11 protein-coding genes are annotated in these 12,121 nt (G+C 71.4%); 8 read left to right on the top strand and 3 right to left on the bottom strand.

Annotated features, from left to right (window positions below; all coding sequences use genetic code 11):
- Positions 1-114: 114 nt before the first annotated feature.
- Positions 115-2,325, bottom strand: coding sequence for an MMPL family transporter (locus ACWDR3_RS22730; RefSeq protein WP_450354343.1), 2,211 nt, complete (start codon positions 2,323-2,325; stop codon positions 115-117).
- A 296-nt stretch (positions 2,326-2,621) separates the two neighbouring features.
- Between ACWDR3_RS22730 and ACWDR3_RS22725 the strand changes: the two genes are divergently transcribed.
- Positions 2,622-2,804 (top strand): hypothetical protein, encoded by a 183-nt coding sequence (locus ACWDR3_RS22725; protein ID WP_450354342.1) that lies wholly within the window; start codon positions 2,622-2,624, stop codon positions 2,802-2,804.
- Positions 2,805-2,839: 35 nt separating this feature from the next.
- Here ACWDR3_RS22725 and ACWDR3_RS22720 read toward each other — a convergent pair whose 3' ends face one another.
- Positions 2,840-4,321, bottom strand: coding sequence for an MFS transporter (locus ACWDR3_RS22720; protein WP_450354341.1), 1,482 nt, complete (start codon positions 4,319-4,321; stop codon positions 2,840-2,842).
- Between the two features lie 188 nt (positions 4,322-4,509).
- Between ACWDR3_RS22720 and ACWDR3_RS22715 the strand changes: the two genes are divergently transcribed.
- The gene (locus ACWDR3_RS22715) at positions 4,510-5,730 is read left to right on the top strand and encodes a cytochrome P450 (protein ID WP_450354340.1); all 1,221 of its coding nucleotides are present in this window, start codon (positions 4,510-4,512) and stop codon (positions 5,728-5,730) included.
- A 7-nt stretch (positions 5,731-5,737) separates the two neighbouring features.
- Positions 5,738-6,388 carry a TetR/AcrR family transcriptional regulator gene (locus tag ACWDR3_RS22710; protein WP_450354339.1) on the top strand — a complete coding sequence of 217 codons (651 nt, stop codon included), beginning with the start codon at positions 5,738-5,740 and terminating at the stop codon, positions 6,386-6,388.
- 39 nt (positions 6,389-6,427) lie between these two features.
- Here ACWDR3_RS22710 and ACWDR3_RS22705 read toward each other — a convergent pair whose 3' ends face one another.
- The gene (locus tag ACWDR3_RS22705) at positions 6,428-7,354 is read right to left on the bottom strand and encodes an SGNH/GDSL hydrolase family protein (protein WP_450354338.1); all 927 of its coding nucleotides are present in this window, start codon (positions 7,352-7,354) and stop codon (positions 6,428-6,430) included.
- Positions 7,355-7,727: 373 nt separating this feature from the next.
- Between ACWDR3_RS22705 and ACWDR3_RS22700 the strand changes: the two genes are divergently transcribed.
- The 5 genes from ACWDR3_RS22700 (at position 7,728) to ACWDR3_RS22680 (ending at position 12,094) form a co-directional block, all read left to right on the top strand.
- Positions 7,728-8,468 (top strand): response regulator transcription factor, encoded by a 741-nt coding sequence (locus tag ACWDR3_RS22700; protein WP_450354337.1) that lies wholly within the window; start codon positions 7,728-7,730, stop codon positions 8,466-8,468.
- A gap of 341 nt (positions 8,469-8,809) precedes the next feature.
- Complete coding sequence (locus ACWDR3_RS22695) at positions 8,810-10,042, top strand: cytochrome P450 (protein WP_450354336.1); 1,233 nt, start codon at positions 8,810-8,812, stop codon at positions 10,040-10,042.
- A gap of 82 nt (positions 10,043-10,124) precedes the next feature.
- Entirely contained in the window at positions 10,125-10,319 is a 195-nt protein-coding gene (locus ACWDR3_RS22690) for a ferredoxin (protein ID WP_280881220.1), read from the top strand.
- Positions 10,316-11,506, top strand: a complete 1,191-nt coding sequence (locus ACWDR3_RS22685) for an NAD(P)/FAD-dependent oxidoreductase (RefSeq protein ID WP_450354335.1) — start codon at positions 10,316-10,318, stop codon at positions 11,504-11,506. Before ACWDR3_RS22690 ends, ACWDR3_RS22685 begins: the two co-directional genes overlap by 4 nt.
- A 66-nt stretch (positions 11,507-11,572) precedes the next feature.
- Positions 11,573-12,094: a MarR family winged helix-turn-helix transcriptional regulator gene (locus ACWDR3_RS22680; RefSeq protein WP_450354334.1), complete on the top strand. Its 522-nt coding sequence runs from the start codon at positions 11,573-11,575 to the stop codon at positions 12,092-12,094.
- Positions 12,095-12,121: the final 27 nt, after the last annotated feature.

Genomic DNA, 12,121 nt, shown 5'->3' with positions numbered 1-12,121 from the left:
GGTCGAGCGGGTGCTGTGGCTGCGCTACACCGACCAGTCGGACCCCGCCCGCCGGCTGCTGCGCCGACTGGCCCTGGCGGGACACGGGCGACCCTCTTGGGAGGAGGGAACGGCTCAGACGTGGGCGGACTCCGGGACGGTCGGCTCGGCCGGGTGCGGCGCCGCCGGGCCCTTGCGGGTGAGGGCCTCGCCCTCCACGTCGACGGTGGGCAGCAGTCGGTCGAGCCACCTGGGCAGCCACCAGGCCGCCCGGCCGAGCAGCGCGAGCACCGCCGGCACGAACGCCATCCGGACGACGAACGCGTCGAGCAGGACTGCCGCGGCGAGGCCGAAGCCGATCATCTTGATCATCGACTCGCCGGCCCCGATGAAGCCCGAGAACACCGCGATCATGATCAGTGCCGCGGCCACGACGACGCGCGCGCTGTGCCGGAAGCCGGAGGTCACGGCCTGGCCGGGGCGGTCCCCGTGGACGTACGCCTCGCGGATCCGTGCGACCAGGAACACCTCGTAGTCCATGGCCAGACCGAACACGATGCCCACCAGGAAGATCGGCATCATGTTCATGATCGGACCCGTCTCGTGCACGCCCAACAGGTCCGCGCCGTAGCCCCATTGGAAGACCGCGACGACCGAACCCAGCGCCGCGAGGACCGACAGGAGGAAGCCGAGGGCCGCCTTGAGGGGGACCAGGACGGACCGGAAGACGACCAGCAGCAGGACGAAGGCCAGGCCCACCACGACCGCCAGGTAGGGGATCAGGGCGGACTGCACCTTCTCGGAGACGTCGATGTTCACCGCGGTGGTGCCGGTGACCTTGAAGGTCGCCCCGGTCGCGGAGTCGATGCCCGGCCGGTCGTCCCGGATGGCGTTGACCAGGTCCTGGGTCTTCCTGTCGCTCGGGCCCGTGGCCGGGGTCGCGGAGAACACCGCGGTGTCGCCCGCCTGGTTGAAGCGGGCCGGCGAGACGGACACGACACCCCGCTCGTCCGCGATCTTCGACGAGATCGTCCGCACGGCACCCTTGGGATCGTCGGCGCCCCTGGCGTCCACGACGATCGTGAACGGCCCGTTGAAGCCGGGACCGAAGCCCTCGGCGAGGTCGTCGTAGGCGCGCCGCTCGGTGGTGGACGTCGACTTGACCTCGTCGCCGGGCATGCCCAGCTGCAGATCCATGACGGGTACGGCGAGCGCGCCCAGGCCCACCACGCTGAGCAGCAGCACGGTGGCCGGGCGGCGCAGCACGAACCGGGCCCAGCGGCTGCCGCCGTTCTCCGCGTCCGCCTCCTTGATACGGCCGCTCCTGCGCGCGGAGCGGGCGAGGACGGCGTTGGGCCACCAGCCGAGCAGCGCCGGGACGAGGGTCAGCGAGATCAGTACCGCGAGGACGACCGCGCCCGCCGCGGCCAGGCCCATCTTGGTGAGCATCGGGATGCCCACCACCGAGAGACCGGCCAGCGCGATGACCACGGTGAGCCCGGCGAACACGACCGCGGACCCGGCCGTGCCCGCTGCGATCCCGGCCGCCTCCTGCGGCGCGTGGCCGGCCGCGCGCTCCTCGCGGTAACGGGAGACGACGAACATGGCGTAGTCGATGCCCACCGCGAGTCCCAGCATGGTGGCCAGCGTGCCCGTGGTCGAGGACAGCCCGAACGCGCTCGCGAGGGCGAGGATCGAGGCCATGCTGATCCCGACGCCGACCACCGCGGTCAGCAGCGGCAGCCCGGCGGCGGCCAGCGAGCCGAAGGTGATCAGCAGCACCACGGTGGCGATCCCGATGCCGATCGCTTCGGCGGCGCCGCCCGCGGCCGGCTTGCTCGCCAGCGCGGTGCCGCCGACCTCGACGGTCAGGCCCGAGTCGCGGACCCGGTCGATCGCGGTCTCCAGGTGCCGCTTGGCGGTGTCGGTGAGGTCGTCGGCCTTCTCGCTGAAGGAGACCGTCGAGTACGCGGTGGCGCCGTCCTCGCTCACCGCCTTCGCCCGGAAGGGGTCGACGGCGCCGGAGACCTGCGAACCGTCGGCCGCCTCGCTCACGAACGCCTCGATCGCCGACCGGTGACCGGCCGCGGTCACCTTCTGCCCGGCGGGCGCCACGAAGACGACCCGGGCGCTCGCGCCGTCGGCCTCGGTCCCGGGGAAGCGCTGCTCCAGCAGATCGAACGCCTGCTGCGACTCGATGCCGGGCATGGTCTGGTTCGGGTCCTCGGCGGCGGGCGCGGTCACGGCGCCGGCGCCGACACCCACCAGCACCGCCACCCACAACAGGACGGTGAGCAGGCGCCGACGAAATGCCATTCGGCCCAGTCGGCACAGGAAAGTGGCCATGAAACGGAGGTCTCCCCATCTGGTCTCGGATACCTGACCAGGCTCCCGGGGCGGGGCCGCCGCGTCGTCGTGCGGCTGCCGACAATCGGGCCTACTGAGAACGCAGTACGGGCCTGAGCCCACGTCATACCTGAGTGCGAGGGCGGGGCCGAGGTGGTGGAGTCGGGATGGTGGAGCCGGGATGGTGGAGTCGGCTCCACCCTCGCTTGGGGCACGTACTCCCTCGAAGCGCGGGAGCCGCGACGGAAGGGTTGGTGGCGAACGTACGAACCGTCACCCCGTGGAGGAAGACACCGATGAAGCCCCTGCTCGCGTCGAGGCCCGTGCTCTGGTTCCTCTTCCTGTTCAACCTCGTCGTCGCCGCGGCCGCCCCCTTCGTCGTCGACGGCACGCAGGGCGTGCTCACGAGCGTGGGCATGGGGGCTGTCTCGCTCGGGGCGGGGGTGAGCCTGGTGCGGACTCGCGGAGAGTCGGCCTGAGGGCCGCGGACCGTGCCCGCGGCCCTCGGCGCGGGTCAGCTCACCGAGGACGTGCTGGCCGACGGCTCGGGGGCCGTGGGCTTCGCCGGGGCCGGGGTGACCGGGCGGCGGGGCGGGATGAACGAGGCCACGGCGAAGGCCAGCAGGGCCGCGCCCGCGCCGATGGCCATGACCGTCTTGAAGCCCGCTTCGGACGGTACGGCGATGCCGCCGAGGCTGATCGTCATCTGGGACAGGACGACACCGGCGATGGCGCTCGCGGTCGACGTACCGATCGAGCGCATCAGGGTGTTGAGGCTGTTGGCGGCGGCGGTCTCCGACGGGTCCACGGCACCCATGATCAGGGCGGGCATCGAGCCGTACGTGAAGCCGATGCCGGCGCCGATCACGCAGGACACCAGCACCAGGTGCCAGACCTCGGACATCAGCACGATGTTGAGGCCGTAGCCGGCGGCCACGATCAGGGCGCCGATCATCAGCGTCACCTTCGGGCCCTTGGCCTTGGAGACGGCCGCGGAGACCGGCGCGAAGGCCATCATGACCAGGCCGGACGGAGCCATCACCAGACCGGCGGTCAGCAGCGACCTGCCCAGTCCGTAACCGGTCTGCTCAGGCAACTGCAGGAGCTGCGGAAGCACCAGGGACATCGCGAACATCGAGAAGCCGATGGCTATCGAGGCCAGGTTGGTCACTAGCACCTGGCGCTTGGCGGTGGTGCGCAGGTCCACCAGCGGGGCGGTGGTCCGCAGTTCGTAGAAACCCCACGCGAGCAGCACGACCACTGAGCCCACGAACAGGCCGAGCGTGGTGCCGCCGGTCCAGCCCCAGTCGGCGCCCTTGGAGATCGCGAGGAGCAGGGACACCAGGCCGACCGCCATGCCGATGGCGCCGACCACGTCGAAGCGGCCGCCCGAGCGCACCGCGGACTCCGGCACGAACAGCACGACCAGGACCAGCGCCACCACGCCCATGCCGGCCGAGCTCCAGAACAGCACGTGCCAGTCGAAGTGGTCCGCGATCAGCGCGGCCGTCGGCAGACCGAGCGCGCCGCCCACCCCGAGCGAGGCGCTCATCAGCGCGGTGGCCCCGGCCAGCCGCTCGATCGGCAGCTCGTCCCGCATGATGCTGATGCCCAGCGGAATCACGGCGGCCGACAGACCCTGCACGGCGCGTCCGATGATCATCGGCACCAGCGACTCGCTGAGTGCGCAGATGAGCGAGCCGACGATGAGTACGACGACGCTGACCAGCAGCATCCGGCGCTTGCCGAACATGTCGCCGAGCCGGCCCACCACCGGCGTCGCCACGGCGGCGGCCAGCAGCGTGGCGGTCACGGCCCAGGCGGTGTCCGACGCGGGCGCGTCCAGCAGCTTGGGCAGCTCCGGGACGATCGGGATGACCAGCGTCTGCATCAGCGCTACGACGATCCCGGCGAAGGCCAGCACCGCCACCACGGCGTTCGGCCGCGGCGCGGCGGAACCCTCCGGGTCCGCGGGTCTGGCGAGGGCGTCGGCCATGGGTGTGCCTCCGAAGGAGTGGTGACGGGGGGTGGCGCAGAGACGAAGGGAATCGTGCGGCGCCCGGCTGAGGCGGCGCGTGGGCGAGTCGACGCCTGGGCGAGCCACAGTTTAAGTCAGGCGCTTGACTTACCCTAGCCGCTCCGTTTGCCTGGGCGTGCAGCGACCGCCGGATCGAGGGAGGGCGTATGTACCGAGCCGAGGACCGAGGGGCCCTGAGGTATCCGATGCGCGGCAGTACGGCGCTGGAGCCGCCCGCCGAGTGGGCCGCGCTGCGCGAGGGATGCCCCGTCGCCCACGTCACCCTGCCCAGCGGGGACCCCGCGACCCTGCTGACCCGCTACGAGGACGTCCGCCGGATGCTCTCCGACGACCGCTTCAGCCGGATGCTGGACGCGGACGACGCGGCCCGCATCGCCGACGACGAGACGGGCGGGGTGTTCAACAGCGACATGGCCAGGGCGCTCCCCGACCGGGGTGAGTCGCACCGCCGGTGGCGCCGGATGGTGGGTGCGTGGTTCACCGACGAGCGGATGGATGCGTTGCGCCCGGGGATCGGGGCGATGGCCGAGAAGCTCGTCGACGACATGGTCGCGCACGGGCACCCCGCGGACCTGGGCGCCCACCTCGCCTTCCCGCTCCCGGTGTGGGTGATCTGCGACCTGCTCGGCATCCCCGACGCCGACCGCGACCGGTTCGCCCACTGGTCCGACGCGCTGCTCAACCTGACTCGGTACACGCAGGAGGAGGTCGACCGGGCGCAGGACGACTTCGTCGACTACATGGCCGCCCATGTCTGGGCCAAGCGGGCCGCACCCGGTCCCGATCTGCTCGGCGCGCTCGTCGTCGCCCGGGACTCCGACGGCAGCCGTCTGTCCGAGCGGGAGCTGGTGTTCACGGGCCAGGCGCTGCTGCTCGCCGGGCACGAGACCACCGCGAGCATGATCGGCAAGATGGTCGCTCTGCTGCTCGCCGACCGGCGCCGTTGGGAACGGCTGCTGGCCGACCCCTCGCTGGTGCCGCTCGCGGTGGAGGAGGTGCTCCGCTTCGACGTCGATCCCGGCATCGGGCTGCCCCGGTATCTCGACGCGGAGACCGAGGTCGCGGGCACGGTCCTGCCGCCCGGCACGACCGTGCTGTGCAGCATGGCGGCCGCCAACCGCGACGAGACCGCCTTCGACACGCCCGGCGAGCTGACCCTGCACCGCAGCCCCAACCCGCATCTGGCCTTCGGCGCCGGATCCCGTTCCTGTCTCGGGCAGTCGCTGGCCCGCACGGAGCTGCGCACCGTCCTCGACGTGCTGTTGCGTAGGCTTCCGTCGCTGGAACTCGCCGCGCCGGCGGCGGACCTGCGACGGCTCGAGGGACTGGCCGTCGGCGGGCTGAGCGAAGTCCCGGTGCGGTGGTGAGCTGAGCATGGCCGGCAGGACGGTACGGGCGGAGCAGGTCAACGCGACCCGGGAGCTGATCCTGACCGCCGCCGAGCGGCTGTTCGCCGAGCGCGGCGTGAACGCGGTGTCCAATCGCCAGGTCAGCGAGGCCGCGGGACAGGGCAACAACACCGCCGTCGGCTACCACTTCGGCACCAAGGAGGACCTGGTCCGCGCCATCGTCCGCAAGCACGCGGCGCGGACCGAGGAGATCCGGTCCCGGCTGCTGGCCGCGATCGGCGCCGACCCGAGCGTTCGGGACTGGGTCGACTGCCTGGTCCGCCCCATCCCCGAGCACCTCGCCGACCTCGGCGGCACCACCTGGTACGCGAGGTTCTGCGCCCAGATCATGACCGACCCGGCACTCCACCAGATCCTGGTCGAGGAGTCCCTCTCCTCCCCGACCCTGCGCCAGATCATCGACGGCCTGAGCGCCTGTCTGCCCGAGCTGCCGCCCGAAGTGCGCGCCGAGCGCGGCGAGATGGCCCGCCACCTGATCATGCACATCCCCGCCGAACGCGAGCGGGCGATCGCCGAACACACCCCCACCGCTCGGGCGAACTGGCACGACGCGGCCACGGGCCTGGTCGACGCGCTCGTCGGCATGTGGACGGCGCCGGTGGGGGCGACGCGCTGAGGCGAGACGCCAGACGCCGGACGGTTGATGACCGGTGCCTCAGCCCGAGGCGCCGACCGCCTTCAGCACCGCCTCCGCCATGCCCCGCTCGCCCCGCTCGTTGGGATGGACCGGCGCGGCGGAGGCCCGAGGGACCAGCGGCTCGATCCAACGAGCGTCCTGCGCCGCACAGGCGTCACGCCCCACGGACGGGGTGTACGTGTCGACGTAGTGCGCGTCCGCCGCCTCGGCCCGCTTGCGGAGCATCGCGTTGAGCTCCTGTTCCTTCTCGTGCAGGTAGGTCACGTCGCCGGGTGCGAGGCCCATCTCCCGTGCGCAACTTGAGGTCTTGGCCGGCAGGATCGCCGGGTAGCCGACGACGTAGACGCGGGCGTCGGGCGCACGGCGCTCTATCTCGCCCAGCGTGCGCGACAGTTGGCGGCCGGCCGCGTCGATCTTCTCCCGCACCTTGTCGGTGTCGTCGGAGACGTACCGGCTGCGGCACGGGGCGTCCCCGCCCGCGAACTCGCCGCCGCCCATGGCGAAGTAGAGGATGCCGCGCGTGACGCACTGCTCGACCGTCGAGGCGAACCCGATGTCGTTCCCGCCGATTCCGAGGGTGACGAGACGTGTCCGGGCGGACAGGGCGGAGAGCTGGGCCCGGTTGATGCCGTCGTCGGTGGTCTGCGCCGCCGTGAGGTCGGTGAGGGTCGCGCCGGTGCAGCTGACGTCCTTGAACTGGGCCGAGGGGAGGGCGAGTCGGTGGGCGACCAGCGTCGGGTAGTTGCGGTCGGAGCGGTCGCAGCCGGCGGGCGTGCCGTGCTGGTCCGGGATCTTCGGGCCGGCGGTGTAGGAGTCGCCCAGTGCGACGTACGGCCCCTTCGGCGGAGCCGGATCGCCGTCGTCGCGGTGAGCGAGGCCGACCACAACGGCCAGCGTCCCGAAGGCGAGCACCCCGGCCAGCCCGGCTCGTACGGAGGTCTTCATCGGCAAGTCCCGTCGTGCGTCTCGGATGGTCCCGTGAAGGTGCGGCGCGGCCGCGTACGGCCGGCGCCGAACCGTCGCTCGGCCGGGGGAGGGCGGCTGGGACAGCCGAGCAGCGAGCGGGGAAGTACCGCGTCCATGGGCCCGGCGCAGGCCGGGGAGACCTGCGCCGGGCCCGAGACCGCGCCGTGCCCCGCATTCGGGGTGGGGCCGACGCGCGGGGCCGCCTCCGCTCAGGCGGCCCCTGTCCGACAGGGACATGGTCCCGTATGACGGAATGGGTTGATTGCGTCAGGCAAGCACAGATAGATTACTTGAGTCAAGCAATGGATGGGATTTACTTGAGTTAGGCAAGCAGAAGGGTAGGGTGAGCCCCATGCCTCCCTCGTCGCCGCACGGCGCAACCAGCGAGAAACCGGCCCTCGCTCGCGGATCCGGGCAGCACGTCCTGATCGTCGCCGGGGACCCGGTACTCGCCGAACTCCTGTCGACCACGCTGGAGTTGGCGGGCTACCGGATCAGTCTGGTCGGCACCGGGGTCGAGGCCATGGCGCGCGCCACCGAGTACCGCTACGACCTCGTGGTCCTCGACGCCACCCTCCCGGACGTGCCGAGCCTCGCCCGGGCCCGCCGTCCGCCCGTCAGTCACCGCCCGCCGGTCCTCATCCTGACCGCCCACGACTCCCTCGAACTGCTCCTGCCCGAACTGCGCCTCGGCGCGAAGGACTACGTCACCAAACCCTTCCGGATGGCCGAGGTCCTGGCCCGGATCCAGGTGCTGCTGCGCGGTACGACCCCAGGGGTCTACCGGGGGAACCTGCTCACCTACGGCGACCTGGCCCTGGACGACGCCCGATGTCAGGCGCGGCGCGGCGCACGGGAGTTGGACCTCACCCCCGCCGAGTACCGGCTGCTGCGGCATCTCCTGGTCAACGCGCACCGCGTGCTGTCCAAGGAGCAGATCGGCCGGTACGTCTGGGGCGACTTCCGCGGCGACAACGCCATCGAGCAACTCGTCTCCCGACTGCGCCGCAAGGTGGACCAGGACGGCCCGACGCTGATCCGCACCCGCAGGGGCTTCGGCTACTGGCTCGGGAAGCCCGACGCGGAGGCCTGAGTCTCCGGACAGCAAACGCCGGGTAGCTGCCGGATGGCGCCACGGCGGTGTCCGTGGCGGGTGGTGGTGTGATCGTGCGACGGCGTGCGCGGGTCTGGTGCCGGTTCCGTCACGTGTCTTTCAACTCCCTTATCTGGCACGGGGGTTGACGTGCTCATGCATTCTCCGGTCGTCACCCCCCAACCCCCCCAACTGGCTATGTGATCCAGGTCACGTCAGCCTTCTGTCAGGTAACTGACCGGAAGCCGTCAGCCCGCTCTGTTTGCATGTGCTTATCGAGGCCTCGACTACTTCACCCCGGCGCTCCGCCCCGATCGGAGCCCCCACCACCGAGGAGAACCATGGCCGACACCTTGGCCGGACCCGTGCCCGAAGTGCCGGACGCCGTCCCGGAGTTCCCGATGCCCCGCTCGGGCCGCTGTCCCTTCGACCCGCCGCCCGGCCTCAAGGACCTCCAGCAGGAGACGCCGCTCACGAAGGTGCGGCTGTGGGACGGCAGCGAACCGTGGCTCGTGACCCGTTACGCCGAACAGCGGGCGATCCTGGGCGACTCACGGGTCAGCGCGGACACCGACAAGCCCGGCTACCCCACCAAGGCCTCGCCCGAGGCCGGTGAGGGCAAGCTCAGTTTCATCATGATGGACGACCCCGAACACGCCCGGCTGCGCCGGATGGTGACGGCGCCGTTCGCCATCAAGCGGGTGGAGGCGCTGCGGCCCGCCGTGCAGCGGATCGTGGACGACCTCATCGACGACATGCTGGCCGGCCCCCAACCGGTCGACCTCGTCGAGGCGTTCGCCCTGCCGATCCCCTCGCTGGTGATCTGCGAACTGCTCGGCGTGCCCTACGAGGACCACGCCTTCTTCCAGGACCACACCAAGACGATGGTCCACCGTGACGCCTCTGCCGAGGAGCGCGGACGCGCGAGCCGCGAGGTGGCCATGTACCTCGCCGGTGTCATCGGGCAGCGGCTCGCCGAGCCCAAGGACGACCTGCTGTCGAGCATCGCCGGGCGGATCGAGGCCGGCGAGATCGACCACCAGCAGGCCACCGAGATGGCGCTGCTCCTGCTGATCGCGGGCCACGAGACCACCGCCAACATGATCGCCCTGGGCACCCTCGCCCTCCTGCAGAACCCCGACCAACTCGCCCTGCTGCGCGAGACGGACGACCCGAAGCTGGTCTCCTCCGCCGTCGAGGAACTGCTGCGCTACCTGCACATCACGCACCTGGGCCGGCGCCGCGCGGTCACCGAGGACATCGAGATCGCGGGCCAGGTCATCAAGGCCGGCGACGGCGTCATCATGGTCAACGAGATCGGCAATCGGGACCCCGACGTGTTCCCCGACCCCGACCGGCTCGACATCACCCGCGACGCGCGCCGCCACGTCGCCTTCGGTTTCGGCAACCACCAGTGCCTGGGCCAGCCGTTGGCCCGGATGGAGCTCCAGGTCGTCTACGGCACCCTCTACCGCCGCATTCCGACGCTGAAGCTGGCGGGCGCCCTGGAGGACGTCCGTTTCAAGGAGGACGCGTTCATCTACGGCGTCCACGAACTGCCCGTCGCCTGGTGACCGTTGCCCCTCCCGTAGACCGCGGTGACGGTGTGCCCGTCCCGCAGACCCACAAGAACCACGTGTGATGAAGGGGATTTCCATGAAGGTGGAACTGGAAGCCGACAAGTGTGTCGCCTCGGGCCAGTGTGTGGTCGCCGCGATGGACGTGTTCGACCAGGACGACGACGGGATCGCGATCCTGCTGGAGGAGACGCCCGCGCCCGAACTCCTCGACGACGTCCGGGAAGCCGTGGCGGTCTGCCCGGCCGCGGCGATCCGACTGGTGGAGCGGTGACCCTCAACCGGATCGTCGTCGTCGGTGCCTCGGCCGCCGGACTCGCGGCGGCCGAGACGCTGCGCCGCGAGGGCTACGACGGCACGCTCACCCTCGTGGGCGACGAACCGCTCGCCCCGTACGACCGGCCGCCGCTCTCCAAGCAGTTGCTGTCCGCCGAGTGGGAGCCCGAGCGGCTCACGCTGCGGCCCGCCGCCGATCTGGGCGCGCTCGACCTCGACCTGCGCCTCGGCGTGGCGGCGACCGGGCTCGAACTCGCCGACCGAGCCGTGCGGTTGGCGGACGGCTCTCAAGTGCCGTACGACGGACTGATCCTGGCCACCGGGGTACGGCCGCGTCGGCTTCCGGGCGAGGGTGCGCACGTGCTGCGGACGCTGGACGACGCCCTGACGCTGCGGGACCAACTCAGGCCCGGGGTACGGCTGGTGATCGTCGGTGCCGGGTTCCTCGGTGCGGAGGCAGCCGCCGTGGCCTGGCGGCTCGGTGCACAGGTGACCCTTCTCGAACCTGCCCCGGTGCCGCTGGCGCACGCCGTCGGCACAAGGGTCGGGCAGGTGCTCACCCGCGCCCACGTCGACCGGGGCGTGGACCTGCGCTGCGGGGTGAGCGTCAGCGAGGTGACCGAGGACGGGGTGCGGCTCGCGGACGGCGAGATCGTCGAGGCCGACGAGGTCCTTGTCGCCGTCGGCTCCCGGCCCAACACCGAGTGGCTGGAGAGCAGTGGTCTGCCGCTGGGCGACGGTGTCGTCTGCGACGAGTACTGCGAGGCGGCCCGGAACGTGTACGCGGCCGGGGATGTCGCCCGCTGGTACAACCCCCTGTTCGGCACCTCGATGCGTATTGAGCACCGCACCAACGCCGCCGAGCAGGGCATTGCCGCCGCCCGTAACCTCCTTCGCGCGGACGCCCGCAAGCCGTTCGCGCCGGTGCCCTACTTCTGGTCCGACCAGTACGACATGAAGATCCAGGCGTACGGCTATCTGCGCGGCCACGATGAAGTCGCCGTGGTGGAGGGCGACTTGGCCGAGCGCCGGTTCGTCGCCGCGTACCGCACCGGCGACCGGGTGGCGGGCGCGCTCTCGGTCGGTATGCCGCCCAAGGTCATCCGGGAGTGGCGGCAGGCGATCGCGACGGGGACGGCCTGGGAAGAGGCGGTGCGGGTGGAGGCGGCGGTGGGCGAGGGCTGACACCAAGGGAGCGGTGGCCTGCGGCAGATTACTTGAGTTACGCAACAAGATGGTAAAGTGGATCGCATGCCCACACCACCGCTCCCCGAAGTCCCCGACACACCCGCGTCGGAGGAAGTGGTCGAGATCGAGCGCGCGCTCACCCGCATCACTTACCTGAGCACCCGGTCCCGGCAGCACGAGCGCCTGATGGCCCTGGCCGGCGTCCCGCTGGACCGCGCCGCCGTGGCACTCCTGCGCCAGGTCGCCGACTCGGAGCCGCTGCGCCCCGGGGAGCTGGCCAACCGGCTCGGGGTGGAGGCATCCCATGTCACCCGCACCGTGCAGCAGCTGCAGAAGTCCGGCTACGTCACCAGGGTCCCCGACCCGGTCGACCGCCGCGCCCAGCGCATCGAGCTCACCGAGAAGGGGCAGCAGGCCATAGACCGCGTCCGGGACGCCGGTTCGCGCGGCATGCAACTGGCCTTGGCCGACTGGTCGCCGGAGGAACTGCGCCAGCTGGCCACGCTCTTCCACCGCATGGTCGACGACTTCCTCGCCCACGCCGTCGACGAGGACACGGACCAGCCCGCCGTCGCCCAGGCCTGACCCTCACACTTGCGTGGCGGACAGGCC

The organism is Streptomyces sp. NPDC001002 (genome assembly GCF_053599215.1).
The sequence above is the reverse complement of the archived record's forward strand: the minus strand, read 5'-3'. Positions and strand labels throughout refer to the sequence as shown.